This is a genomic window from Micromonospora sp. WMMA1976 (assembly GCF_027497335.1).
Classification (GTDB): Bacteria; Actinomycetota; Actinomycetes; order Mycobacteriales; family Micromonosporaceae; genus Micromonospora; species Micromonospora aurantiaca.
This window is the reverse complement of sequence record NZ_CP114912.1, coordinates 5,092,962-5,118,639: the sequence shown is the minus strand read 5'-3', so window position 1 is coordinate 5,118,639 and position 25,678 is coordinate 5,092,962. Positions and strand designations below refer to the sequence as shown.

Below are 25,678 nucleotides of genomic sequence, written 5' to 3'. Positions count from 1 at the left end.
CCTGTTGCCGCAGGTCGGACGAGGCGATTACGCTCTAGACCTAGCACAGCCGCGAAGCATGCGATCTTCCTGCGGTTCGGCGCACCCCCGAAGCTCTCGGCGGTAGCCCGTCACCCCTGCTCAAGGCCCACGCCGCACCGCAGTTTCCACAGGTCGCCGCAGACGGCGAGACCTGCTCACCGATGGTGGTGAGTCGGGAAACCACCGGCTGCTGTGTCACAGACTCCCGCGACGCGTCCATGCGAGGCGGGTGCACCGAGGCCGCCCGGCCACCTGGTTCCACGACTCCGGGCAGCCCGGCCTATCGAGGGAAGGAATCCATTGAGCGACACCACCGACGTGACGTCGGATGTTTCCAACGTCGCTGGCGATGCCACCACCGCCGCCCCCACACGCCGCCGGCGGAGCGGCACCGGTCTGTCGGCGATGCTGCTGCCGGAGCTGCAGAGCCTGGCCGCTTCGCTCGGCATCTCTGGTACCGCTCGCATGCGTAAGGGCGAGCTGATCAGTGCCATCACCGAGCGGCAGCAGGGCGGCGCGGCCGGAACCCCTCGACCGCGAGCCGAGGTGGCGGCTGCTGCTGCTCCCGCCCGTGAGGAGGTGCACGCGGAGGTCCGTGAGGAGCGGGCCGAGGCACGCCCCGCCGAGCAGGCGCCGGCCGCCGAGGTGACCGAGGGTCGTACCCGCGGTCGCCGCAGCCGGGCCGCCGCCGCGACCACCGAGGCCCGACCGGCCGAGGCGCCGGCGACCGAGGCGCGGCCGGCCGAGACGACGCGCGCCGAGGAGGCGCCCGCCGAGACCGGCGAGCGCGCCGAGCGTGGCGGTGACCGGGCCGAGCGCGGTGAGCGCAACGAGGGCCGGGGCCGTGAGCGTGGCGGCGAGCGGGCCGAACGTGGCGGCGACCGGGCCGAACGTGGCGGCGACCGGGCCGAGCGTGGCGGCGAGCGGGCCGACCGTGGCGGTGACCGGGCCGAGCGCGGTGAGCGCAACGACCGTGGTGACCGCGCCGAGCGTGGCGAGCGGGGCGACCGCAACGACCGCAACGAGCGGGGCGAGCGCGCCGAGCGCAACGACCGGAACGAGCGCGGCGACCGTAACGACCGCAACGACCGGGGTGACCGTAACGACCGTGGTCAGCGCGCGGAGCGGGACAACGACGGCGACGACGACGGTGAGGGCGGCGGCCGGCGGGGCCGGCGCAGCCGGTTCCGGGACCGTCGTCGCGGCCGCGGCGAGCGGGGCGAGGGTGACAGCGGTGGCGGCCGTGAGCCGCAGGTCGGCGAGGACGACGTGCTCGTCCCGGTCGCCGGCATCATCGACGTGCTCGACAACTACGCCTTCGTCCGGACCACCGGCTACCTGGCCGGCCCGAACGACGTGTACGTCTCGATGTCCCAGATCAAGAAGTACGGCCTGCGCCGCGGTGACGCGATCACCGGCGCCGTGCGGGCCGCGCGGGACGGCGAGCAGCGGCGCGACAAGTACAACCCGCTGGTCCGGCTGGACACCATCAACGGGATGGAGCCGGACGAGGCGAAGCGCCGGCCGGAGTTCTACAAGCTCACGCCGCTCTACCCGCAGGAGCGCCTGCGGCTGGAGACCGAGCCGCACATCCTCACCACCCGGGTGATCGACCTGGTCATGCCGATCGGCAAGGGCCAGCGGGCGCTCATCGTGTCGCCGCCGAAGGCCGGTAAGACGATGGTGCTGCAGGCGATCGCGAACGCGATCACCCGCAACAACCCGGAGTGCCACCTGATGGTGGTGCTCGTCGACGAGCGGCCGGAAGAGGTCACCGACATGCAGCGGTCGGTGAAGGGCGAGGTCATCGCGGCCACGTTCGACCGTCCGCCGCAGGACCACACCACAGTGGCGGAGCTGGCGATCGAGCGGGCGAAGCGCCTGGTCGAGCTGGGCCACGACGTGGTCGTGCTGCTCGACTCGGTGACCCGGCTCGGGCGGTCGTACAACCTGGCGGCGCCCGCCAGCGGCCGGATCATGTCGGGTGGTATCGACTCCACCGCGCTCTACCCGCCCAAGCGCTTCCTCGGCGCGGCGCGCAACATCGAGAACGGCGGTTCGCTGACCATTCTCGCCACCGCGCTGGTGGAGACCGGGTCCATGGCGGACACGGTCATCTTCGAGGAGTTCAAGGGCACGGGTAACGCCGAGCTGAAGCTGGACCGGAAGATCGCCGACAAGCGGGTCTTCCCGGCGATCGACATCAACCCCTCCGGCACCCGCAAGGAGGAGGTCCTGCTCGCGCCGGAGGAGCTGGCGATCATCCACAAGCTCCGCAAGGTGCTGCACTCGCTGGACTCGCAGGCGGCGCTCGACCTCCTGCTGGACCGGCTCAAGCAGTCCCGCACCAACATCGAGTTCCTGATGCAGATCGCGAAGTCCACTCCGGGCGAGTGAGCTGACGGTTCCGACGAACGAGGGGCACGGCCGCATCGGCCGTGCCCCTCGTCGCGTACCGGGTGGCAGGTCGTGAAGTTTTTCTACGGTTAAGCCGCTAGGTATTGAAACTTCTGTTCACCGTCGGGTTGACTGTCGTCCATGCGAACCCGCAGTCGACCCGCCCGCCTCGCCGGCGTCCTGCTGCTGACGCCGTTGCTGACCCTCACCGCGCCGCCACCTTCCGCCGCGACTGCCGCGCCGTCGGCCGTCGCACCGCCGGGCGCCACCGCCGCCGAGGACGCGCCACGCGCCTCCTCCCGTCCCGACTCCGCCGTCGCGCTCGCCGGTGTGGAACCGGCCGGCGGCCTGGAGACCGCCAAGACCACCCGGCCGGTCGCGCCCGGCCTCGACCTGACCTCCTTCGACAGGTACGACGCGGCCGGCTGGCTGCGCGCCGACGCCCTCACCGCGGACCTGGCCGGCGGGCTCACCGTCGACTACGTCAACTCCGGTGAGGTCACCAAGGACGAGCCGCTGCGCGCCGCGGTGGACCGCTCCCGTGCCGTCGCGGCGGTGAACGGCGACTTCTTCGACATCAACAACTCCGGTGCCGCCCAGGGCGTCGGCATCCGCTCCGGCGAACTGGTGCAGTCGCCCGTCGCCGGGCACTCCAACGCGGCCGGCATCAGCGCCCAGGGCATCGGCCGGGTCGTCCAGGTCGGCTTCGAGGGCACCGCGACGCTGCCCGCCGGGCCGGTGCCGCTCACCCAGTTCAACAACATGGTGCAGCGCGACGGCGTCGGAGTGTTCACGCCGCTCTGGGGGGCGTACACCCGCACGCGGGCGGTGGAGGGCGCGGCCCGGACGGTCGAGGTGACGGTGACCGGCGGCCGGGTGGCGAGCGTGGCCACCACGGCGGGCGAGGGGCCGATCCCGGCCGGCACCACCGTGCTGCTCGGCCGCGAGGCCGGCGCCGACGCGCTCGCCGCGCTGCGTCCCGGCGACGCGGTGGACCTGACCTGGCGGCCGCGGGCCTCCGACGGCGGTGACCTGCGCGCCGCCGTGGGTGGCGGCAACGTGCTGGTCCGCGACGGCGTGGTGCAGAGCATCGCCGACGCGTCGCTGGCCCCGCGCACCGCCGTCGGCTTCTCCGCCGACGGCCGCAAGATGATCATGCTGACCGTGGACGGCCGGCAGGTGGACAGCCGTGGCGTCACCCAGACCGAGATGGGCCGCATGATGGCCGAGCTGGGCGCCGCGAACGCGCTCAACCTCGACGGCGGCGGCTCCTCCACGCTGCTCGCCCGGGAGCCGGGCGCGGCCACGGTCCAGGTGGAGAACAGCCCGTCCGACGGCAGCGAGCGGCCGGTGCCGAACGGGCTCGCCGTCTACGCGCCGAAGGGCAGCGGCCGGCTCACCGGCTACTGGCTGGAGACCGCCAGCGACCCGACCGCCGCACCCGGTGTCGCGCCGGTGCGCGGCGGCCGGCCGGACCGGGTCTTCCCCGGCCTCACCCGCCGGCTCACCGCCGCCGGATACGACGAGACGTACGGCCCGGCCGCCGGCGAGCCGCGCTGGCACGCCACCCACGGACGGGTCGACGGCGACGGCGTCTTCCGGGCCGCCGTCCCCGGCCGCAGCACCGTCACCGCCGCCCGCGGCCGGGCCCGGGGCACGATCGAGCTGACGGTGCTCGGTCCGCTCGCGCGCATCGACGGCACCGTCGACCGGGTCGGCCTGGACCGGGCCGGTGACAGCGGCCTGTTCGGCGTCGTCGGCTACGACGCCGAGGGCAACACCGCGCCGATCGAGCCGGCCGACCTGACGCTGGAGTACGACAGCGACCTGCTCTCCGTCACCCCCACCGCCGACGGCAACCTGGCCGTCAAGGCGCTCGCCGCGACCGGCTCGGCGCTGGTCACCGCGCGGGTCGGCAACCGCACCACGGTCCTGCCGGTGACCGTCGGGCTGACCGACGTGCCGGTGGCCGGGTTCGACGACGCCGCGTCCTGGAAGTTCAGCCAGGCCCGCGCCTCCGGGTCGGTCGCACCGGCCGAGGGGCACACCGGCGGCGGGCTGCGGATGTCGTACGACTTCAGCCAGTCCACCGGCACCCGGGCCGCGTACGCCGACCCGCCCGCCTGGATCGACGTCCCCGGCCAGCCGCAGGCGTTCGGCATGTGGATCAAGGCGAACGGCACCGGCGAGTGGCCCAGCCTGCACCTGCACGACGCGCAGGACACCCAGTTCGTGCTGCGCGGCCCGTACCTGGACTGGACCGGCTGGAAGTACGTCGAGTTCGCCGTACCGCCGGGCGTGCAGTACCCGGTGCGGGTACGCCGGTTCTACGTGGCCGAGACCGACCCGGCCAAGCAGTACCGCAGTGAGGTGGTGATCGACGACCTGGTGGCCCGGGTGCCGCCGGACGTGCAGGCGCCGCCGGAGCCGAACCGCACCGATCGGGTGGTCGTCCGTGACGGCACTGTGGACGGGGCGCCCTGGCGCTTCGCGGTGCTCTCCGACGCCCAGTTCGTCGCCGCGAACCCGGACAGCGACCTGGTCGCCCAGGCCCGCCGTACGCTGCGCGAGGTCCGCGCCGCGCGGCCGGACTTCCTCATCATCAACGGCGACTTCGTGGACACCGCCTACCCGGCCGACTTCACGCTGGCCAAGCGCATCCTGGACGAGGAACTGGGCGGCGAGGTGCCGTACCACTACGTGCCCGGCAACCACGAGATCATGGGCGCGCCGATCGACAACTTCCGCAGCGTCTTCGGGGACACCTCGCGCGTCTTCGACCACCGGGGCACCCGGTTCCTCACGCTGAGCACCGCCACCGGGTCGCTGCGCGGCGGCGGGTTCGACCAGGTGGAGCTGCTGCGCCGGACGCTCGACCAGGCCGCCGCCGACCGCTCGGTGGGCTCGGTGGCGGTGTTCTTCCACCACCCGCCGCGCGACCCGAGCCCGGCCAAGGCCAGCCAGCTCGGCGACCGCAAGGAGGCGGCACTGGTCGAGCAGTGGCTGGCCGACTTCCAGCACCGCACCGGCAAGGGCGCGGTCATGGTCAACGGCCACGTCGGCACGTTCCACGCCGACCGGGTGGACGGCGTGCCGTACGTGATCAACGGCAACTCGGGCAAGGATCCGTCCACCCCTGCGGCGCTCGGCGGGTTCACCGGGTGGACCGAGTTCGGGGTGGACCCGGTGACGCCGGGGGAGGCCGAGCGGGCCCGCCGTGACCCGCTGGCCGAGGGGCCGAAGTGGGTGAGCGCGGAGATGCACGCGCATGTCGACCGGCTCGCGCTGACCGCGCCCGCGCAGGTGTCCCGGCATACGCCGGCCGACGTCGCGGCCACTCTCACCCAGCCCAGCGGCCGGCAGGTGCCGGTGGCCGCGCCGGTCAGCGCCGACTGGTCCGGTTCGCCGAACCTGCACGTCGGCGGTGCGGCGGGCGTACGCCCCTGGCACGCCGCCCGCTTCGACCCACTGACCGGCAAGCTGACCGCCCTGCGCCCCGGTGCCCAGGTCCAGCTGACGGTCACGGTGAACGGAGTGAAGGCCGAGACCCAGGTGACTACGACCCGGTAGCCAACCCCCGCCCTCCGCCCCGGTGATCATGAAGTTGGCCCGGACAAAAGCGACAGGAAACGCCGCTAACTTCATGATCGCCGGGGTCGGGCCGGGGGCGGGGGGCGGGGACGGTGGGGGAGTGGGTGGGGTGGGGGTGGGAATGCTGACGGGTGGGCCGGCGTTGGAGGTGGCGGACCTCCTGTGCCGGGTGGAAGACGCCCGTGGCAGACTGGTCAATCGGCCACCGGTTCCGGTTCACGCCCGAGCCCGTCGTGACGACGGGGAGCACCGACGGCGACCCGGCGACCACCGACGAAAGGACCGAGGCGACATGAAGCCCAACATCCACCCGGAGTACGTGACCACCGAGGTCCGCTGCTCCTGCGGCAACACGTTCACGACCCGCAGCACCGCCAAGGGCGGCGCCATCAGCGTCGAGACCTGCAGCGCCTGCCACCCGTTCTACACCGGTAAGCAGCGCGTGCTGGACACCGCCGGCCGGGTCGCGAAGTTCCAGCAGAAGTACGCCAAGGTTCAGGCCAAGAAGGCCAAGTAGCTCCGTCGACGACGCCCGTGTCCGGCTCCTGCCGGGCACGGGCGTTCGTCCGTTTGTGCCGGTTCCACCTCCAAGGAGCATCCGCAGCATGAGCAGTGAGCGTCTGGCCGCCCTCCTCGACGAGTACGCCGAGCTGGAGCGGCGGCTGGCCGACCCGGCCATCCACGCCGACCAGGGCACCGCCCGGCGGGTCGGCCGTCGGTACGCCGAGCTGGTCCCGCTGCACAAGGCGGCCGGTGAGCTGGAGCAGGCCCGCGCCGACCTGGCCGCGGCCCGTGAGCTGGCTGCCGAGGACCCGACGTTCGGCGCCGAGGCGGACGCCATCGCGGCCTCGCTGCCGGCGCTGGAGGAGCGGCTCGCGGAACTGCTCATCCCGCGCGATCCGCACGACGCCAAGGACGTCATCGTCGAGATCAAGGCCGGCGAGGGCGGCGAGGAGTCCGCACTGTTCGCCGGTGACCTGCTGCGGATGTACACCAGGTACGCCGAGCGGCACGGCTGGGCCACCGAGGTGATCGACGCGCAGGACTCCGACCTGGGCGGCGTGAAGGACGTCTCGCTGGCGATCAAGAGCAAGGGCGTACCGGAGGGCGGCAACGGCGTCTGGTCCCGGCTCAAGTGGGAGGGCGGCGTGCACCGGGTGCAGCGCGTCCCGGTCACCGAGTCGCAGGGCCGCATCCACACCAGCGCCGCCGGTGTGCTGGTGCTGCCCGAGGCGGAGGACGTCGACGTCACCATCGACCCGAACGAGCTGCGTATCGACGTGTTCCGCTCGTCCGGCCCCGGTGGGCAGTCGGTGAACACCACCGACTCGGCGGTCCGGATCACCCACGTGCCGACCGGCATCGTGGTCTCCTGCCAGAACGAGAAGTCGCAGCTGCAGAACCGGGAGCAGGCCATGCGCATCCTGCGCGCCCGGCTGCTCGCCGCCGCCCAGGAGCAGGCGGACGCGGCGGCCTCGGACGCCCGCAAGGCGCAGGTCCGCACCGTGGACCGGTCCGAGCGGATCCGCACCTACAACTTTCCGCAGAACCGGATCACCGACCACCGCATCGGCTACACGGCGTACAACCTGGACCTGGCGCTGGCCGGCGAGCTGGACGGGGTGCTCGACGCGCTGACCGAGGCGGACCGCGCGGCCCGGCTGGCCGGCGAGACCGAGCTGTCCCGCCGCTGACCGGTGGGGTGTTAAGCGGGGGCCCTTCCTCTACCGGATGCGTTAACAGGGGGCCCTTCCTTACCGCTCAGCTCGCCCGCAACCGCGCCTTGGCCCGCAGCATCTCCCGGTCGGCCAGCTCGAACGCGGTGCCGAGCGCCTCCCGGACGCTCACCGTGGTGCTGCCGTCGACCTCGGCGAAGCCGATGGTCACCCCGACCGGCGTGCCGGGGACCAGCGACTCCCAGTCCTCGGTGCGGACGGCCGCCTCGATCCGGCGGGCCACCTCGACCGCCTCCGGCATGCCGGTGTCGGGCAGCACCACGACGAACTCGTCGCCGCCGTAGCGGGCCACGAAGTCGCCCCGCCGCATCACCCGGTTGATCACGCCGGCGACCCGTTGCAGCACCAGGTCACCGGAGTGGTGGCCGTGGCGGGTGTTCACCGCCTTGAACCCGTCGAGGTCGCAGACGCCGATCACCACCCGCTCGCCCCGGGACACCACGGCGCCCAGGTAGCGCTCCAGCCGGCGCCGGTTGGGCAGGCCGGTGAGCGGGTCGGTGAGCGCCTCGCCCTCGTACCGGGCCGCCTCGCGGCGCATCTCCTCGTGGTCGATCCGGGCGGCGATGCCGTCGATGTAGACGTCCCGTAGCCGATCGCTGCGCCGCGCCGCCAGCCGGAACGCGTGCCGGTCGGCCCGGTGCGCGCCCGCGTGGTCGCCGGCCCGTGCGAGCGCGATGCTGCGCAGCCGGGGCGGCTCGGCCGCGCCGAGCGTCTCGTCGGAGACCCGCAGCGCGTCCAGCCGGGTGACCGCCTCGATCGGGCGGCCGGCCGCCACCGCCAGGCAGACCTGGCCGAGCTGGCGCAGGTCGCGGGCGCGTGCGCTGTCCCCGCCGTGGCCGAGCAGCCGGTTCGGGTCGGCGTCTCCGGCGGACTCCACCCGGTCGCCGAGCGCGGCCCGGCGGGCGGCGGCGTAGCCGTACGCGGCCAGGCTGCTCGGCCGCAGGTTGCCGGCCCGCCCGCCGCGCAGGAATCGGGCCAGGTCACCGGCGACGTCGCGCAGCACCCGCAGGCAGCCGTCGCTGTCGCCGTTGTGGTCGAGCGCGACCGCGTTGCGCAGCCGGATGCCGGGCGCGGCGAACGTCTCCTCGGGGATGCCGACGCTGAGCCCGACCTCCCGGGCCCGCTCGATCGCGCCGAGCGCGTGACCGTGGAAGCTGAGGTACGAGTACGCCATCGCCAGGTCGTGCCAGCCCCAGGCGGTGTCCCGGTCTGGGTCGTCGTCGGCGCCGAGCGCGCGGGCGGCCCGGACCAGGTGCATCACGCAGCGGTCCAGCGCGCCCTGATGGTGGGCGGCGAGCGCGGCCAGCGCGTTGAGGTGCCCGTGCAGGTAGGGCTCGGCCAGGTCGCGGACGGCGGCGGAGGCGTCCTCGACGGCCCTGGTGAACTCGGCGGTGCGGCCGAGGTTGATCAGCGCGGACAGGCGTTGCACGAGCGCGTCGGCGCGGGCGTACGGGTCGTCTGTGGTGCGGATGACGCGGTCGAGCAGGGCGCACGCCTCCGCGGACCGGCTGGCCTCCTGGAGGGACCGAGCGCGGCGGAGAGCGTCAACCTGGTCCTCGACCTGGTCGAGCCAGCCCACTCGCGACCTCCCTGCGGTGTGCGCCCGGACGCACCCGCTCGTGAGGTGAGCCGCGACGCCTCATGATTATTGCGTGACCGCACTCCCGCAACACCCGTCCGAAGGGACAGAACGCGAACGGCCCTCGCTGGTGATCAACCGGGTGGCGCGTGCGCTCGCCGCGGCGGGCGTCGAGGCGCCCCGCGCCGAGGCCGAGCAACTCGCCGCGTACGTGCTCGACGTGCCGCGGGGCCGGCTGGCGCTCGCCGACGGTTTCACCCCGGCGCAGCGTGACCGCCTCGACGAGCTGGTCGGGCGGCGGGTGACCCGCGAGCCGTTGCAGCACCTGCTCGGCTCGGCCGGTTTCCGCCATCTGGAACTGGCGGTCGGGCCGGGCGTCTTCGTGCCCCGGCCGGAGACCGAACTGCTGGCCGGCTGGGGGATCGAGCGGGCCCGGGAGCACGCCGCGCCGCTCGTTGTCGACCTGTGCAGCGGTTCCGGCGCGATCGCTCTCGCCGTCGCGCAGGAGGTGCCCACGGCGCGGGTGGTGGCGGTGGAGCGGTCCCCGGCCGCGCTGTCGTGGCTGCGGCGCAACGCGGCGGACCGGGCCGCCGCCGGGGACCGGCCGGTCGAGGTGGTGGCCGCCGACGTGACCGACTCGGAGCTGCTGGCCGGCCTGGCCGGGCGGGTCGACGTGCTGCTGTGCAACCCGCCGTACGTGCCGAGGTCGGTGCCGGTGCCGCCGGAGGTGGCCGGGCACGACCCGGACGAGGCGGTGTTCGGCGGCGCGGACGGGCTGGACGTGATCCGGCCGGTGGTCGGCCGGGCCGCCGCGTTGCTGCGCCCGGGCGGCGCGATCGGTATCGAGCACGACGACACGCACGCCGCGGCGGTGCCCGCGCTGCTGCGCGGCGACGGCCGCTACGACCGGGTCGAGGAGCACCGGGACCTCGCCGGGCGGCCGCGCTGGGCGAGCGCGTCCCGGCGGGCGGACGGCACCCACGCCGAGCCCGCCCGGGCGTGGCAGACTGACTCCTCGTGATGCTCTACGACTGTCGGTCGCCCGCCGACCGGGACCGCGGCATCGCCGCTGCCATCGAGGCGGTCAAGAACGGGGAACTCGTCGTCCTGCCGACCGACACGGTCTACGGCATCGGGGCGGACGCGTTCACCCCGTACGCGGTGAAGGCCCTGGCGGACACCAAGGGTGGCGCCCGGCAGGCGCCACCGGTGCTCATCGGTTCCCGGCACACGCTCGACGGCCTGGTCTTCTCGCTGCCCGGCGCGGCCCGCGACCTGGTCGAGGCGTTCTGGCCCGGCGCGTTGACCATCGTGGTGGAGCACTCGCCGAGCCTGGCGTGGGACCTGGGCGACAACGGCGGCACGGTGGCGGTGCGGATGCCACTGCACCCGGTCGCGCTGGAGGTGCTGCGGGAGACCGGGCCGATGGCCGTCGCGTCGGCCAACAAGGTCGGCCAGCCCGCCGCGCTCACCGCCGAGGAGGCGCGTGACCAGCTCGGCTACGGCGTCCGGGCGTACCTGGAGGCCGGGCCGGCGGTGGACCCGGTGCCGAGCACCATCGTCGACCTGACCGGCGACGTGCCGCGGGTGCTGCGCGAGGGCGCGGTGACGCTGGCGAAGCTGCGCGAGGTCGTGCCGGACATCCTCGACGAGCGGGGGGTCTGAGTGCCGCCCTTCACCGTCCTGCACGTCTGCATGGGCAACATCTGCCGGTCGCCGATGGCCGAGCGGCTGCTGCTGCTCGCGGTCCGGGAGCGGCTGGTCCGCCTCGACGTCGACCCGGCCGGGTCGGACGCGCTCGTGCACAGCCACAGCGCCGGCACCGGCGGCTGGCACGCGGGGGAGGAGATGAACCCGCCCGCCGCCCGGCAGGTGATCTCGCGCGGCGGTGACACCGAGGGGTTCGCCGCCCGGCGGCTGCGCTCCGACCTGATCGACGCCGCCGACCTTGTGCTCACGGCCACCGCCGACCAGCAGGAGTACGTGGTGGCGCTGCGGCCGGACGCCGCCGCGCGTACGTTCGTGCTCGGTGAGTTCGGCCGCCTGCTCGGCGCGCTGGACCGGTCCGCCCTGCCGCCGGCCGAGCCGACGCCGGACGCCGTGTACGCCCGCGGCACCGCGCTCGTCGCGGCCGTCGACGCGGCGCGGCAGAACGCCTCCGCGCTGCCCACCGACGACCTGGACGACCCGTGGGGCCGGGGCGACCAGTGCTTCAGCCGGGTCGCCGACGAGATCGAGGAGACCGTGCAGCCCCTGGCTGCCGTCCTGCTCCCCTGATCGCGGTTCATCCTTCCTCGCGAACTTCCTGCGCATTTCGCGGAAGATGGCGGCGAAAGCGGCCAATCCGGTCATTCTGAACGGGTCCGTACGGCCGGCTCCTGCGGGGAGAGCTGATGAACCGGGCCTATCTCGACAAGCTGTTCACCGTTGTGCTCGCCGGCGTGCTCGCCGGACTGGCCCTGGCCGCAGCCGCGCTGCCGGCCGCGCTGGTCTTCGGGCTGGGCGTGAAGAACCTGATGCCGTACACCGCGTTGCCGGAGGCGCTCAAGACGCCGCAGCCGGCACAGCGGTCCAACCTGTACGCGAACGACGGGCGGACGCTCATCACCTCGTTCTACGTCGAGGACCGGGTGGACGTGCCGGTCGGCGAGGTGGCGCCGGTGATGCGCGACGCCATCGTGGCCGCCGAGGACGTGCGCTTCTACGAGCACCACGGCGTCGACGTGCGCGGCGTGGCGCGGGCGTTCACGGCCAACCGCCGCGAGGGCACCCGCCAGGGTGCCTCCACGCTGACCATGCAGTACGTGCGCAACGCGCTCGCCGGTGACACCCGGCTGACCGAGGAGCAGCGCGCCGCCGCCACCGAGATCACCGTCGGGCGAAAGATCCGCGAGATGCGGTACGCGCTGACGCTGGAACGGCAGGTCGGCAAGGACGAGATCCTCGGGCGCTACCTGAACATCGCGTACTTCGGCGCCGGTGCGTACGGCATCGCCGCGGCCAGCAAGCGCTACTTCTCCACCACCCCGGAGCGGCTCACGCTGGCCCAGGCCGCGCTGCTCGCCGGGCTGGTCCGGTCCCCGGCCGACGACCCGATCAACGGCGACGCGGAGGCGGCCCGGCAACGGCGGGCGTACGTGCTGGACCGGATGGTGGAGACCGGCCGGGTGAGCGCGCCGGACGCCGAGGCGGCGAAGGCCACCGAGCTGGCCCTCAAACCCAACACCACGCCGAACGACTGCGCGGCGGTGCCCGCCGACCACAACGACTGGGGCTTCTTCTGCGACTGGTTCACCCAGTGGTGGAACGCCCAGCCGGCGTTCGGCGAGAACGTGGACGAGCGGCAGCGGACGCTGCGCCGGGGCGGCTGGAAGATCGTGTCCTCGCTCGACCCGGACGTGCAGGCCAAGGCGAGCGAGCAGGTGCGGGCGATCTACCCGGAGACGATCGCGCGGGCGGCGCCGACAGCCGTGGTGCAGCCGGGCACCGGCCGGGTGCTGGCGATGGCGGTGAACCGCACCTACGGCACGGCCGCGAACCCGGACGGGCAGCAGAACTACCCGAACACGGTCAACCAGCTCGTGGCCGGCGGTGGCGGCATCACCGGCTACCAGGCGGGCTCCACGTTCAAGCTGTTCGCGCTGCTGGCCGCGCTGGAGTCGGGGCTGCCGCTGGACACCGAGTTCGACGCGCCGCGCGTCTACGTGACGCAGTACCCGGTCGGTGCCGGCCCGGCGAGCTGCGGCGGCCGGTGGTGCCCGGAGAACGCGAACACCTACTGGATGGACGGCGACCGGGACATGTGGGACGCGTTCGGGCGGTCGGTGAACACGTACTTCGCGTGGCTGACCGAGCGCGTCGGCGCGGACCGGGTGGTCGAGATGGCCCAGCGGCTGGGCATCGTGTTTCGTGCCCCGGCCGACGCCGAGATGGCCCGCGAGGGCGCCAGGAGCTGGGGACCGTTCACGCTCGGGGTCTCCGCCACCACGCCGCTGGACCTGGCCGGCGCGTACGCCGCGGTGGCCGCCGAGGGCACCTGGTGCCGGCCCACGCCGGTCGCCTCGATCACCGACCCGGCCGGCCGGAAGGTGGCGGCCGGCAACACCGACTGCCGGCAGGTGCTCGACACCGAGGTCGCCCGCGCGGCGGCGGACGCCAGCCGCTGCCCGGTCGGCGACCAGTCGATGTACCGGCGCTGCGACGGCGGTACGGCCGAGGAACTGGCCCCCGGTCTGCGCCGGCCGGTGGCGGGCAAGACCGGCAGCTCGGAGCGGAACGCCACCGAGACGGTCGTCGCGTTCACCCCGCAGCTGTCGGTGGCGACGATCGCGGCGAACCCGGACGACCCCCGGGACGCGGTCGGCGGCGGCGTGCAGAAGCGGCAGATCGCCGCCGTGGGCCGCATCCTGGCGTGGTCGCTGCGCGACGAGCCGGTACGCGACTTCGTGCCGCCCGGCCAGGCGGTGGCCTTCCAGCACACCAGCCCGCGCACCGGCAATTGAGAGTCAGCTCGTCGACCTGCCGTACCGCGCGACAGTGGTCCGGACGGCTTCGTCCACCACCGCTGTCGTGCGGTCGGGAGTGACCGTCCAGTCCGGGAGGACCAGGCGCGGCCAGAACAGGTAGTTGGAGATCATCCCGAGGAACTGCGTAGCTGCCATCTCGGGGTCGTCGATGTCCGCGGCTCCCGCCTCGTGCTCGGCCACGAGGTAGGTCCGCACGGACTCGAAGTACGGCAGTTTGCCCTGGGAGAAATGCGCTCGGGCCAGCTCGGGAAAGCGTGGCAGTTCGGCGATCACGATGCGGAACAGGTCGCTCATCTCCGGCCGGCTCAACAGCGTCGCGTAGTGCTGCCCGAGAACCGTCAGGCCGGCTGTCAGGTCACCGGCGGGCGGCACGTCGGCGACGTCGTCGCGGGCCCACGAGTCGATGACGATGGCATCGAACAGCGCCGCCTTCGTCGGGAACTGCTTGAACAGCGTCGCTTTCGACACGCCGGCACTCTCGGCGATACGCGCCAGTGACGCGCGGTCGTAGCCCGACTCCAGGAAGAGCTCGGTGGCGGCCTGCACGATCAGCGCGCGCTTCTCCTCCGCCACGCGCTGGTGATAGGCCGACGGCGCTGGGGTCATGCGCCCATCATAGCGAGGTAAGTGGGTTGACTCACCATCGACGGGAGCGTAGCTTCGGGTGGTGAGTCGCTCGACTCACCACCCGGTCCCGGGTGGTCGTCGTACGTATCGGAGGATCCGATGTCCCGCTTCGCCGATCAGACAGTTCTCGTCACCGGAGGCAGCGGTGGGCAGGGGGCCAGCCACGTCCGCGCCCTGCACGCCGAAGGCGCCAATGTCGTCATCGGTGGCGTCGACGCCGAGCGTGGCGCCGGCCTCGCCGCCGAGCTGGAGCACCGGGCCCTCTCCGTCCGCCTGGACGTCACCCGGGAGGAGTCGTGGGCGGCCGCCGTCGCGGAGACCGAGAGGGCATTCGGTGCGCTCACGATCCTGGTCAACAACGCCGGGGTGCAGAACCCGCCGGCCCTCATCGAGTCCACCGACCGGGCCACGTGGTCCCGCATCCTCGACGTCAACCTCACCGGCACGTTCCTCGGCATCAAGGCAGCCGCCCCGGCGCTGCGGCGCGCGGGGGGAGGAACGATCGTCAACATCGGCTCCACCATGGGCATCGGCGGCACCGCCCTCTACGCGCCGTACGTGGCCGGCAAGTGGGCGGTTCGAGGGCTCACCCGGACCGCCGCCCTCGAACTGGGTCGCGACAACATCCGCGTCAACGCGATCCACCCCGGCGTGGTCGCCACCCCGTTCATCACCGAGCCGGCAGCCGGCAGCGACGCCCCGATCGCCGACTTCTACTCGCCCGAGCCGTTCGCCGTCCCGCGACTCGGGCAGCCCGCCGACATCACCGCGCTGCTGATGTTCCTCGTGTCGCCGGAGGCGGCCTTCATCACCGGCGCCGAGTACGTCATCGACGGAGGGCTGCTCCTCGGCCCCGCACTGAAGAACGGCTCTCCGGCCTAACCGGCCGGGTGTTCGGCGCCCTTGGCGATGTTGCGGGCCATGCCGCCGAAGACGACGGCGTGGAACGGGGCCACCGAGGCCCAGTAGAGGTGGCCGGGCAGGCCGCGCGGGAGGAACACGGCACGCTGGACGTACCTGCTGCGGCCGTCCCCGTCCGGCTCGGCGCGCATCTCCAGCCAGGCCCGCCCGGGCAGCCGCATCTCGGCGCGCAGCCGCAGCAGCTCACCCGGGACGATCTCCTCGACCCGCCAGAAGTCCAGCGCCTCGCCGACCTGCAGCCGGTGCGGGTCGCGCCGGCCGCGGCGCAGCCCGACGCCGCCGATCAGGCGGTCCATCCAGCCGCGCACCGACCAGGCCAGCGGGAACGAGTACCAGCCGTGCTCGCCGCCGACGCCCTCGATGACCCGCCACAGCGCCGACGGCGGCGCGTCCACCGTCCGCTCCCGCAGATCGGTGTACGCGGTGCCGCCGGACCAGTGCGGGTCCGACGGCAACGGCTCGGCGGGTGCGTCCGGCCCGCTCGCGTTCGACCAGCGCGTCTCCACCTCCGCGTCCCGCACCTTCGTCAGCGCCAGCGCGACCGCCTGGTCGAAGCCGATCAGCCCGTCCGGCGGGTCCGGCACGTACCGGGCGATGTCGTGCTCGTGCGCCACCGCCTCGTGCACCAGGCTCTCCACGAGCGGCCGGGCGATCGCGTTCGGCACCGGCGTGATCAGGCCGACCCAGTGCGAGGAGAGCGACGGGGTGAGCGGGCGGACCGGCAGGATGAGCCGGCGCCGCAGCCCGGCCACCCGGGCGTACCGCTGCATCATCTCGGCGAACGTCAGCACGTCCGGGCCGCCGATGTCGAAGGCCCGGTTCACGTCGGCCGGCAGGTGGGCGCAGCCGGCCAGGTAGCGCAGCACGTCCCGGACCGCGATCGGCTGGATCCGGTTGCGCACCCAGCGCGGGGTGACCATCGCCGGGAGCCGCTCGGTCAGGTAGCGCAGCATCTCGAACGAGGCCGAGCCGGACCCGATGATCACCGCGGCGCGCAGCACCGCCGTGGGCACGCCGCTGTCCAGCAGGATCCGTGCGACCTCCGCCCGGGAGCGCAGGTGCGCCGAGGGCAGGCCCTCGCGCTCCGCCGGCTGCGGCCCGCCGAGATACACGATCCGGCGTACGCCCGCGGCGCGCGCCGCCTCGGCGAAGTTCGTCGCCGCCTCTCGGTCGGCCGCCTCGAACCCGCGCTGGCCCAACGAGTGGACCAGGTAGTACGCCACCTCCACGCCCTCGAACGCGGCCGGCAGCGTCTCCGGCCGGCGCAGGTCACCCTCGACGATCTCCGCCTGGGCCGCCCACGGCACGTCCCGCAGCCGCCCGGCGGTCCGGGCCAGGCAGCGTACGGTGTGCCCCTCGGTCAGCAGCCGGGGCGCGAGGCGTCCGCCGATGTAGCCGGTAGCACCGGTGACGAGGCATCTCACGGCCTCCAGTGTGCGGCTCCGTAGACTCCTTCGCTGTGGAGAACGCGAGGGACACCTTCTGGGGACCGGACTTCCAGCAGCTCAGCACCGTCGACCCGGAGATCGCCGAGGTGGTGCTGGGTGAGCTGGACCGGCTGCGCGGCGGCCTGCAACTGATCGCCAGCGAGAACCTGACCTCGCCCGCGGTGCTGGCCGCGCTGGGCTCCACGCTCACGAACAAGTACGCCGAGGGCTACCCGGGGCGGCGCTACTACGGCGGCTGCGCCGAGGTGGACCGGGCCGAGGAGCTGGCCGTGTCCCGGGCGAAGGAGCTGTTCGGCGCCGAGCACGCGAACGTGCAGCCGCACTCCGGGGCGAGCGCCAACCTGGCCGCGTACGCCGCCCTGGTGCAGCCGGGCGACACGGTGCTGGCCATGGACCTGCCGCACGGCGGGCACCTGACCCACGGCAGCCGGGTGAACTTCTCCGGCAAGTGGTTCCACCCGGTCGGCTACACCGTCCGGCGGGACACCGGGAGGATCGACTACGACGAGGTACGCGACCTGGCCCGCGCGCACCGGCCGAAGATGATCATCTGCGGCGCGACCGCGTACCCGCGCCTGATCGACTTCGCCCGCTTCCGGGAGATCGCCGACGAGGTCGACGCGTACCTGATGGTGGACGCCGCCCACTTCATCGGCCTGGTGGCCGGCGGCGCGATCCCGTCCCCGGTGCCGTACGCCGACGTGGTCACCGCGACCACCCACAAGGTGCTGCGCGGCCCGCGCGGCGGCATGATCCTCTCCCGCGAGCCGCTCGCGGCCCGGGTCGACAAGGCGGTCTTCCCCTTCACCCAGGGCGGCCCGCTGATGCACGCCGTCGCCGCCAAGGCGGTCGCGCTGCGCGAGGCCGCGCAGCCCGAGTTCCGCACGTACGCCGCCCAGGTGGTGACGAACGCCCGCGCGCTCGCCGACGGGCTGGCCGCGGAGGGGCTGCCGCCTGTTTCCGGCGGCACCGACACCCACCTGGCCCTGCTCGACCTGCGCGAGACCGGCGTGACCGGCGCCCAGGCCGAGGCCCGCTGCGACGCCGCCGGCATCACGCTCAACAAGAACGCGATCCCGTACGACCCGCAGCCGCCCGCCGTGGCCTCCGGCATCCGGGTGGGCTCGCCGAGCGTCACCACCCAGGGCATGCGCGAGGGGGAGATGCGCCGGATCGCCGCGCTTGTCGGGCGGGCGGTGCGCACCGATCCGGAGTCTCCCGGTGGCGGCGACGAGCTGACCCGGATCGCCGCCGACGTGACCGAGCTGGTCACCGAGTTCCCGGCGTACCCCCGTGGCTGAGCCCGGGACGCACGCGGCGGAGGCGGCCGCGGACCGCGGCTGGCGACTGCGCCACCTGCCGGTGCTGCTGGCGGCGGTGGCGGTGCTCGCCGCTGCCGCGGCGGTGGCCGGCGGGGTGTGGCGCGGCGCGGACGGCGCGCTCGGCGCGGCGGCCGGGGTGGCCGTCACGGCTGCCAGCTACACGCTCACCACAGTGGTTCTGGCCTGGGCGGACTCCAAGGACCCGCAGCTCGTGCTGCCGTTCGGCCTGGGCCTGTACGTCGCCAAGATCACCGCGCTCGGCGGCGTGATGGTGCTGGTGGCGTCGACCGGCTGGCCGGGACTGATCCCGTTCGCGCTCGGCATCGCCGCGGGTGTCGTGGTGTGGACCGGTGTGCACGTCTGGTGGCTCACAACCGTCCATGCCCGACGGATGTCGCGCTGAGGCGTCCCACCCTTCGGGCGACGCGCCGTTCTGTCCGCGATCGGTCATTCTCTCAGTGGCGGGGGAGGAGTACCGTGCCTCCAGACGACTTCGCCCGCCCGTGTCCCACACAACCAGGTTGTGCGGGGGGTGAGGCACAGCCTCTTCTGCTCGACTGATATCGTTCGCCCCGTCATGGCCGGTGACCAGAAACCCCCCAGCACTGGCGGCCCGGGCGACGTTCCGTCCGGTGCCGGTCAGGGTTGGACTGCGCTCTCATACCTCATCGGGGGCATGCTCGTCTGGGGTTTCATCGGCTGGCTGGTCGACCGTTGGCTCGATACCGGCGGCGTCGCCACCGGTATCGGGGTCGTGCTCGGCATGGCCGGGGGGATCATCCTGGTCGTCCGCCGACTGGGCACGCCTACTTAGGAAGGGACGCGGTGTTCGGACAGGCGAACGTCCTGGCTCAGGGCCAGGCGGAATTCCCACCCAGTGTGGGGGACTTCTACCTGCCCAGCATCCTGCCCTGGGGTGCGGAGAACTCGTACTGGTTCACCAAGATCACGGCGATGGTGTGGATCGCCGTCGGCGTGCTGATCATCTTCTTCCTGGCCAGCTACCGGAACCCGCAGCTGGTCCCCACCAAGAAGCAGTGGTTCGCCGAGTCCATCTACGGCTTCGTGCGCAACAACATCGCGGTGGACATGATCGGGCACGCGGGGGTGCGGTTCGCGCCGTACTTCACCACGCTCTTCTGCTTCGTCCTGCTGACGAACTTCTTCGCGATCGTGCCGTTCTTCCAGATCTCGCCGAACTCGCACATCGCGTTCCCGGCCATCCTCGCCGTGATCAGCTACGTGCTGTTCAACTGGGTCGGCATCCGGCACCACGGCTTCGTGAAGTACTTCAAGAACTCTCTGGTCCCGCCGGCGCCCTGGTACATCCTGCCGCTGCTGATCCCGATCGAGTTCTTCTCCACGTTCCTGGTCCGGCCGTTCTCGCTGGCCGTTCGTCTCTTCGCGAACATGTTCGCCGGCCACATGCTCCTGCTGGTCTTCACGCTCGGCGGGTTCGCCATGCTCAGCGCGAACGCCTGGCTGGCGCCGGTCTCGGTGCTGTCCTGGACGATGACGATCGCGCTGACCTTCCTCGAGTTCCTGGTGATCTGTCTGCAGGCGTACGTCTTCACGGTGCTGACCGCCAGCTACGTGCAGGGCGCCCTCGCCGACGAGCACTGATCCGATCTTTCGCACCAACCGTTGTCGTCCCGCGTGACCGTCACGCGTGATAACCAGGAGGAACCAACCAATGGACATCTACGCCGCGGTAGAGGGCAGCACCGCCGCCATCGGCTACGGTCTCGCGGCCATCGGCCCGGGCATCGGCGTGGGCCTGGTCTTCTCGGCCTACATCCAGTCGACCGCCCGCCAGCCGGAGTCGTCCCGGATGACCCTTCCGTACGTCTGGATCGGCTTCGCCGTCATCGAGGCGCTGGCGCTGCTGGGCATCGCCTTCGGCTTCATCTGGGCCGGCTGAACCAGCCCCTTTGACCGGGAGGTTTTCCCATGTACTTCCTCGCCGCTGAGGGTGGTGAGACGACCCACAACCCGATCATCCCGCTCTGGCAGGAGATCGTGGTCGGCCTGGTCGCCTTCGGTGTCCTCTGCTTCGTGCTGATGAAGTTCGTCTTCCCGCGCATGGAGCAGACGTTCCAGGCCCGGGTGGACGCGATCGAGGGCGGCATCAAGCGCGCCGAGGCCGCGCAGGCCGAGGCGAACCAGCTGCTCGAGCAGTACCGGGCCCAGCTCGCGGAGGCGCGTACCGACGCCGCCAAGATCCGTGACGACGCCCGTGCCGACGCCGAGGGCATCCGCCAGGACATCCTCGCCAAGGCGCGCGAGGAGTCCGACCGGATCATCGCCGCAGGCAAGGAGCAGCTCGCCGCGGAGCGGGCCACCATCGTGCGCGAGCTGCGCACCGAGGTCGGCACCATCGCGGTGGACCTGGCCAGCAAGATCGTCGGTGAGTCGCTCGCCGACGAGGCGCGTCGCAAGGGCACCGTCGACCGGTTCCTGAGCGGTCTCGAGAGCACGGGGGCCCGCTGATGCAGGCCGCCAGCCGGGAGTCGTACTCCGCCGGGGCCGAGCGCCTCGACGCGTACGCCCGCGGCGCGGAGCCGTCGGCGGTGGCCTCCACCGCCGACGACATCCTCTCCGTCGCCGCCCTGCTGCGGCGGGAGCCGCGGCTGCGCCGGGCGCTGTCCGACCCGGCGCGCTCGGGTGAGGACCGCACCGCTCTGCTCACCGGGATCCTGAGCGGCAAGGTCGGCGCGGACGCGCTCGACCTGCTGGCCACGCTGGTCTCCGGTCGCTGGTCGGCCCCGTCGGAGCTGCTCGACGGCGTCGAGCGGCTCGGCGTGGAGGCGCTCCTGGCGAGCGCCGACTCGACCGGCGAGCTGGGCGAGGTCGAGGACGAGCTGTTCCGCTTCGGGCAGGTCGTCTCCGGCTCCGGCGAGCTGTCCAACGCGCTCTCCGACCCGATGGCCACTGTCGAGCGGCGGGCCGAACTGGCCCGGCAGCTGCTCGCCGGCAAGGCCCGGCCGGTCACCGTCCGCCTCGTCGAGGCCGCGCTCGCCGGCTTCGGGGGGCGCTCCTTCACCGGTGCGCTCACCCGGCTGGTCGAGTTGGCCGCCGACCGGCGGGACCGTCAGGTCGCGTACGTGACAGTGGCGGCTCCGCTGAACGACGAGGAGGAGCGACGCCTCGGCGCCCGCCTCTCCCAGATGTACGGTCGGGAGGTGTCCGTCAAGCAGACGGTCGACCCCGACGTGCTCGGCGGAGTGCGCGTACGGGTCGGATCCGACCTGTACGACGGGACCGTCCTGCGCCGCCTCAACGAGACCCGCAACGCGCTCGCGAAGCGCTGACCAGCGTCTTAGCAGCCCTGATTCGACGCCATCGGACCGGTCGGTACTAGGTATCCCGGGCCCCTGATACTTAAGGAAGCAGAGGATGGCCGAGCTGACCATCTCGACGGAGGAGATCCGCGGCGCCCTGGAGCGCTACGTCTCCTCCTACACGGCCGACGTCTCCCGCGAGGAGGTCGGCACCGTCGCCGACGCCGGTGACGGCATCGCCCACGTCGAGGGTCTCCCCTCGACCATGACCAACGAGCTCCTGGAGTTCGAGGACGGCACGCTCGGCGTGGCGCTGAACCTCGACGTCCGGGAGATCGGTGTCGTCGTCCTCGGTGACTTCGGCGGGATCGAAGAGGGTCAGCGCGTCAAGCGCACCGGCCGGGTGCTCTCCGTGCCGGTCGGCGACGCCTTCCTCGGCCGCGTGGTCAACGCGCTGGGCGAGCCGATCGACGGCCTCGGCGACATCGCCAACGAGGGCTACCGCGAGCTGGAGCTCCAGGCCCCGAACGTGATGTCCCGCAAGTCGGTCGACGAGCCGCTCCAGACGGGCATCAAGGCCGTCGACGCGATGACCCCGATCGGCCGCGGCCAGCGCCAGCTGATCATCGGTGACCGCAAGACCGGCAAGACCACGGTCGCCCTGGACACCATCCTCAACCAGCGCGAGAACTGGCGCTCCGGCGACCCGAAGAAGCAGGTCCGCTGCATCTACGTCGCGATCGGCCAGAAGGCCTCCACCATCGCCTCCATCAAGGGGACGCTGGAGGAGGCGGGCGCGATGGAGTACACCACCATCGTCGCCTCCCCGGCCTCCGACCCGGCCGGCTTCAAGTACCTCGCCCCCTACACCGGCTCGTCCATCGGGCAGCACTGGATGTACGGCGGCAAGCACGTCCTGATCGTCTTCGACGACCTGAGCAAGCAGGCCGAGGCGTACCGCGCCGTGTCGCTGCTGCTGCGCCGCCCGCCGGGCCGCGAGGCCTACCCGGGTGACGTCTTCTACCTGCACTCGCGTCTGCTGGAGCGCTGCGCCAAGCTCTCCGACGAGCTGGGCGGCGGCTCGATGACCGGTCTGCCGATCATCGAGACCAAGGCGAACGACATCTCGGCGTTCATCCCGACCAACGTCATCTCCATCACCGACGGCCAGATCTTCCTCGAGACCGACCTGTTCAACCAGGGCGTCCGGCCGGCCATCAACGTCGGCACCTCGGTCTCCCGGGTCGGTGGCGCCGCGCAGGTGAAGCCGATGAAGAAGGTCGCCGGCTCGCTGCGGCTGAACCTGGCCCAGTTCCGCGAGCTGGAGGCGTTCGCCGCCTTCGCCTCCGACCTGGACCGGGCCTCCCGGGCCCAGCTGGACCGCGGTTCCCGCCTGGTCGAGCTGCTCAAGCAGCCGAACTACTCGCCGTACCCGGTGCAGGAGCAGGTCGTCTCCGTCTGGGCCGGCACCGAGGGCAAGCTGGACGACGTCCCGGTCGGCGAGGTCCGCCGCTTCGAGTCGGAGTTCCTCCAGTACCTCCGGCACAAGCACGAGGGCGTCCTGGCCGGGATCGCGGACAACAAGTGGGACGACGACATCATCTCCTCGCTCGACTCCGCGATCGCCGAGTTCAAGCAGGTCTTCCTGGGCAAGGAGGACGAGGTCCGGGTCAACGACGCGCCGGCCAAGCCGCTGGAGGGCGACCAGACCCGCGAGACGGTGACCCGCTTCCGCGACGGCACCACCGACCGCCCGGCCGAGAGCTGATCCGATGGCCGCCCAGGTACGCGTTCTCCGGCAGCGGATCCGTTCCGCCAAGGGGATGAAGAAGATCACCAAGGCGATGGAGCTCGTCGCGACGAGCCGCATCGCCAAGGCCCAGGCCAAGGTGGCGGCGTCGCTGCCGTACGCCGAGGCGATCACCGGCGTGCTGACGGCGCTGGCCTCGAACGCGCGGATCGACCACCCGCTGCTCACCCCGCGCGAGCGGGTGCGGCGGGCGGGCGTCCTGCTGGTCACCGCCGACCGGGGCCTGGCCGGTGGTTACAGCTCGAACGCGATCCGGACCGCCGAGTCGCTGATCGCCCGCCTGCGTGCCGACGGCAAGGAGCCCGTGCTCTACGTCATCGGCCGCAAGGGCGTGGCGTTCTACCGGTTCCGCAACCGGCAGATCGCCGCCAGCTGGACGGGCTTCTCCGAGCAGCCGTCGTTCGAGGACGCCCGCGAGGTCGGTGAGACGCTGATCAAGGCGTTCACCGCCGGCGCGGACGACACCGACAACGACGCCGGCGCCGACGGGATCCTCGGCGTGGACGAACTGCACATCGTCTACACCGAGTTCAAGTCCCTGATGACGCAGAACCCGGTGACCCGGATCGTCGGTCCGATGCAGGTCGAGGACCGGCCCCGGTCCGAGGGTCTGCTGCCGGCGTACGAGTTCGAGCCGGAGCCGGAGTCGCTGCTCGACGCCCTGCTGCCGAAGTACATCAACACGCGGATCTACGCGGCGTTGCTGGAGTCGGCGGCCAGTGAGTCGGCCGCCCGTCGGCGAGCGATGAAGAGCGCCACCGACAACGCCGAAGAGATGATCGAGAAGTACACGCGTGAGATGAACTCGGCCCGTCAGGCCGGCATCACCCAGGAGATCAGTGAGATCGTCGGCGGCGCGAACGCGCTGGCCGCGTCGGGAAGTGAAGTGTGATGACTGTATCCGCAGTTGAGACCAAGACGGCCACGGGTCGCGTGGTCCGGGTCATCGGCCCGGTCGTCGACGCCGAGTTCCCGCGCGACGGCATGCCGGAGCTGTTCAACGCCCTGCACGTCAACGTGACGCTCTCCGGCGGCGAGAAGACGCTGACCCTGGAGGTCGCCCAGCACCTGGGTGACAACCTGGTCCGCGCCATCTCGATGCAGCCGACCGACGGCCTGGTCCGCGGCACCGAGGTGCGCGACACCGGCGCGCCGATCAGCGTGCCGGTGGGCGACGCGGTCAAGGGCCACGTGTTCAACGCGATCGGCGAGTGCCTCAACCTCACCGAGGGCGAGACCATCCAGGCCGACGACCGGTGGGGCATCCACCGCAAGGCCCCGGCCTTCGCGGACCTGGAGCCGAAGACCGAGATGCTGGAGACCGGCATCAAGGTCATCGACCTGCTCGCCCCGTACGTCAAGGGCGGCAAGATCGGCCTGTTCGGCGGTGCCGGCGTGGGCAAGACGGTGCTCATCCAGGAGATGATCACCCGTGTGGCCCGGAACTTCGGTGGTACCTCGGTCTTCGCCGGCGTGGGTGAGCGCACCCGCGAGGGCAACGACCTCATCGCCGAGATGACCGAGTCGGGCGTCATCGACAAGACCGCGCTGGTCTACGGCCAGATGGACGAGCCGCCGGGCACCCGCCTGCGGGTCGCCCTGTCCGCGCTGACCATGGCGGAGTACTTCCGTGACGTGAAGAAGCAGGAGGTGCTGCTCTTCATCGACAACATCTTCCGCTTCACCCAGGCCGGTTCCGAGGTCTCCACGCTGCTCGGCCGTATGCCGAGCGCCGTGGGTTACCAGCCGACCCTGGCCGACGAGATGGGCGAGCTCCAGGAGCGGATCACCTCCGTCCGGGGCCAGGCCATCACCTCGATGCAGGCGATCTACGTGCCCGCCGACGACTACACCGACCCGGCGCCGGCCACCACGTTCGCCCACCTCGACGCGACCACCAACCTGGAGCGGTCGATCTCCGACAAGGGCATCTACCCGGCCGTGGACCCGCTGGCGTCCTCGTCCCGGATCCTCGCCCCGGAGTTCGTCGGCGAGGAGCACTTCGCCGTCGCCACCGAGGTGAAGCGGATCCTGCAGCGCTACAAGGACCTGCAGGACATCATCGCCATCCTCGGTATCGAGGAGCTCTCCGAGGAGGACAAGCTCACCGTCGGCCGCGCCCGCCGGATCGAGCGGTTCCTCTCGCAGAACACGTACGCGGCGGAGCAGTTCACCGGCGTGCCCGGCTCGACGGTCCCGATCGCCGAGACCATCGACGCCTTCCGCCGGATCAGCGAGGGGGAGTTCGACCACTTCCCGGAGCAGGCGTTCTTCATGTGCGGCGGCCTGGACGACCTTCGGGCCAAGGCCAAGGAGCTGATGGGCGAGGAGGGCTGAGAGCCCGCTCACAACCCACGAGGGCCGTCCCGGCGAAAGCCGGGGCGGCCTTCGCCTTTTCGGGCCACTCCACTACCAGATG

At 72.3% G+C, this 25,678-nt stretch carries 21 protein-coding genes and 1 pseudogene; 19 read left to right on the top strand and 3 right to left on the bottom strand.

Annotated features, from left to right (window positions below; genetic code table 11):
* Window positions 1-321: 321 nt before the first annotated feature.
* From rho to prfA, 4 genes are all read left to right on the top strand, one after another.
* The gene (rho, locus tag O7546_RS23470; protein WP_281600048.1) at window positions 322-2,418 is read left to right on the top strand and encodes a transcription termination factor Rho; all 2,097 of its coding nucleotides are present in this window, start codon (window positions 322-324) and stop codon (window positions 2,416-2,418) included.
* A gap of 141 nt (window positions 2,419-2,559) precedes the next feature.
* On the top strand, window positions 2,560-5,988 hold the full coding sequence (locus O7546_RS23465; protein WP_269697565.1) for a phosphodiester glycosidase family protein: 3,429 nt from the start codon (window positions 2,560-2,562) through the stop codon (window positions 5,986-5,988).
* A 313-nt stretch (window positions 5,989-6,301) separates the two neighbouring features.
* Window positions 6,302-6,526: a 50S ribosomal protein L31 gene (gene rpmE, locus O7546_RS23460; RefSeq protein WP_013288272.1), complete on the top strand. Its 225-nt coding sequence runs from the start codon at window positions 6,302-6,304 to the stop codon at window positions 6,524-6,526.
* A gap of 88 nt (window positions 6,527-6,614) precedes the next feature.
* Window positions 6,615-7,703 (top strand): peptide chain release factor 1, encoded by a 1,089-nt coding sequence (gene prfA / locus O7546_RS23455; protein WP_194800575.1) that lies wholly within the window; start codon window positions 6,615-6,617, stop codon window positions 7,701-7,703.
* A 67-nt stretch (window positions 7,704-7,770) separates the two neighbouring features.
* Here prfA and O7546_RS23450 read toward each other — a convergent pair whose 3' ends face one another.
* Window positions 7,771-9,324 carry a GGDEF domain-containing protein gene (locus tag O7546_RS23450; RefSeq protein ID WP_194800576.1) on the bottom strand — a complete coding sequence of 518 codons (1,554 nt, stop codon included), beginning with the start codon at window positions 9,322-9,324 and terminating at the stop codon, window positions 7,771-7,773.
* A 73-nt stretch (window positions 9,325-9,397) separates the two neighbouring features.
* On the opposite strand from O7546_RS23450, the gene prmC reads away from it, so the two are divergent.
* From prmC to O7546_RS23430, 4 genes and pseudogenes are all read left to right on the top strand, one after another.
* Window positions 9,398-10,345, top strand: a complete 948-nt coding sequence (gene prmC / locus O7546_RS23445) for a peptide chain release factor N(5)-glutamine methyltransferase (protein WP_281600047.1) — start codon at window positions 9,398-9,400, stop codon at window positions 10,343-10,345.
* Window positions 10,336-10,989 (top strand): annotated as a pseudogene (locus O7546_RS23440) (L-threonylcarbamoyladenylate synthase); the annotation flags it as partial. The gene prmC and the pseudogene O7546_RS23440, both read left to right, overlap by 10 nt.
* Window positions 10,990-11,601, top strand: coding sequence for a phosphotyrosine protein phosphatase (locus O7546_RS23435; RefSeq protein ID WP_281600046.1), 612 nt, complete (start codon window positions 10,990-10,992; stop codon window positions 11,599-11,601).
* A gap of 116 nt (window positions 11,602-11,717) precedes the next feature.
* The gene (locus O7546_RS23430; protein WP_194800580.1) at window positions 11,718-13,826 is read left to right on the top strand and encodes a transglycosylase domain-containing protein; all 2,109 of its coding nucleotides are present in this window, start codon (window positions 11,718-11,720) and stop codon (window positions 13,824-13,826) included.
* A 3-nt stretch (window positions 13,827-13,829) separates the two neighbouring features.
* Here O7546_RS23430 and O7546_RS23425 read toward each other — a convergent pair whose 3' ends face one another.
* A complete protein-coding gene (locus tag O7546_RS23425) occupies window positions 13,830-14,456 on the bottom strand; it encodes a TetR/AcrR family transcriptional regulator (RefSeq protein WP_194800581.1) in 627 nt (208 codons plus the stop codon).
* 120 nt (window positions 14,457-14,576) lie between these two features.
* On the opposite strand from O7546_RS23425, the gene O7546_RS23420 reads away from it, so the two are divergent.
* Window positions 14,577-15,359: an SDR family oxidoreductase gene (locus O7546_RS23420; RefSeq protein ID WP_194800582.1), complete on the top strand. Its 783-nt coding sequence runs from the start codon at window positions 14,577-14,579 to the stop codon at window positions 15,357-15,359.
* On the opposite strand, the gene O7546_RS23415 is transcribed toward O7546_RS23420, so the two are convergent.
* The gene (locus tag O7546_RS23415; RefSeq protein ID WP_281600045.1) at window positions 15,356-16,822 is read right to left on the bottom strand and encodes an SDR family oxidoreductase; all 1,467 of its coding nucleotides are present in this window, start codon (window positions 16,820-16,822) and stop codon (window positions 15,356-15,358) included. The two genes, O7546_RS23420 and O7546_RS23415, sit on opposite strands and share 4 nt — an antisense overlap.
* A 35-nt stretch (window positions 16,823-16,857) precedes the next feature.
* Between O7546_RS23415 and glyA the strand changes: the two genes are divergently transcribed.
* The 10 genes from glyA (at window position 16,858) to atpD (ending at window position 25,596) form a co-directional block, all read left to right on the top strand.
* Complete coding sequence (glyA, locus tag O7546_RS23410; protein ID WP_281600044.1) at window positions 16,858-18,147, top strand: serine hydroxymethyltransferase; 1,290 nt, start codon at window positions 16,858-16,860, stop codon at window positions 18,145-18,147.
* Window positions 18,140-18,571 carry a hypothetical protein gene (locus O7546_RS23405; RefSeq protein WP_194800585.1) on the top strand — a complete coding sequence of 144 codons (432 nt, stop codon included), beginning with the start codon at window positions 18,140-18,142 and terminating at the stop codon, window positions 18,569-18,571. The genes glyA and O7546_RS23405 overlap by 8 nt, the downstream gene beginning before the upstream one ends.
* A 174-nt stretch (window positions 18,572-18,745) precedes the next feature.
* Window positions 18,746-18,982: an AtpZ/AtpI family protein gene (locus tag O7546_RS23400; RefSeq protein WP_194800586.1), complete on the top strand. Its 237-nt coding sequence runs from the start codon at window positions 18,746-18,748 to the stop codon at window positions 18,980-18,982.
* Between the two features lie 11 nt (window positions 18,983-18,993).
* On the top strand, window positions 18,994-19,791 hold the full coding sequence (gene atpB, locus O7546_RS23395; RefSeq protein WP_194800587.1) for a F0F1 ATP synthase subunit A: 798 nt from the start codon (window positions 18,994-18,996) through the stop codon (window positions 19,789-19,791).
* A gap of 70 nt (window positions 19,792-19,861) precedes the next feature.
* A complete protein-coding gene (locus O7546_RS23390; RefSeq protein WP_091422600.1) occupies window positions 19,862-20,089 on the top strand; it encodes an ATP synthase F0 subunit C in 228 nt (75 codons plus the stop codon).
* Between the two features lie 29 nt (window positions 20,090-20,118).
* On the top strand, window positions 20,119-20,658 hold the full coding sequence (locus O7546_RS23385; RefSeq protein WP_194800588.1) for a F0F1 ATP synthase subunit B: 540 nt from the start codon (window positions 20,119-20,121) through the stop codon (window positions 20,656-20,658).
* Window positions 20,658-21,479 carry a F0F1 ATP synthase subunit delta gene (locus tag O7546_RS23380; protein ID WP_194800589.1) on the top strand — a complete coding sequence of 274 codons (822 nt, stop codon included), beginning with the start codon at window positions 20,658-20,660 and terminating at the stop codon, window positions 21,477-21,479. Before O7546_RS23385 ends, O7546_RS23380 begins: the two co-directional genes overlap by 1 nt.
* A gap of 85 nt (window positions 21,480-21,564) precedes the next feature.
* Complete coding sequence (atpA, locus tag O7546_RS23375) at window positions 21,565-23,217, top strand: F0F1 ATP synthase subunit alpha (protein ID WP_194800590.1); 1,653 nt, start codon at window positions 21,565-21,567, stop codon at window positions 23,215-23,217.
* A 4-nt stretch (window positions 23,218-23,221) separates the two neighbouring features.
* On the top strand, window positions 23,222-24,151 hold the full coding sequence (locus O7546_RS23370) for a F0F1 ATP synthase subunit gamma (RefSeq protein ID WP_194800591.1): 930 nt from the start codon (window positions 23,222-23,224) through the stop codon (window positions 24,149-24,151).
* Window positions 24,151-25,596, top strand: coding sequence for a F0F1 ATP synthase subunit beta (gene atpD, locus O7546_RS23365; RefSeq protein WP_194800592.1), 1,446 nt, complete (start codon window positions 24,151-24,153; stop codon window positions 25,594-25,596). The genes O7546_RS23370 and atpD overlap by 1 nt, the downstream gene beginning before the upstream one ends.
* The last annotated feature ends 82 nt before the right edge of the window (window positions 25,597-25,678 follow it).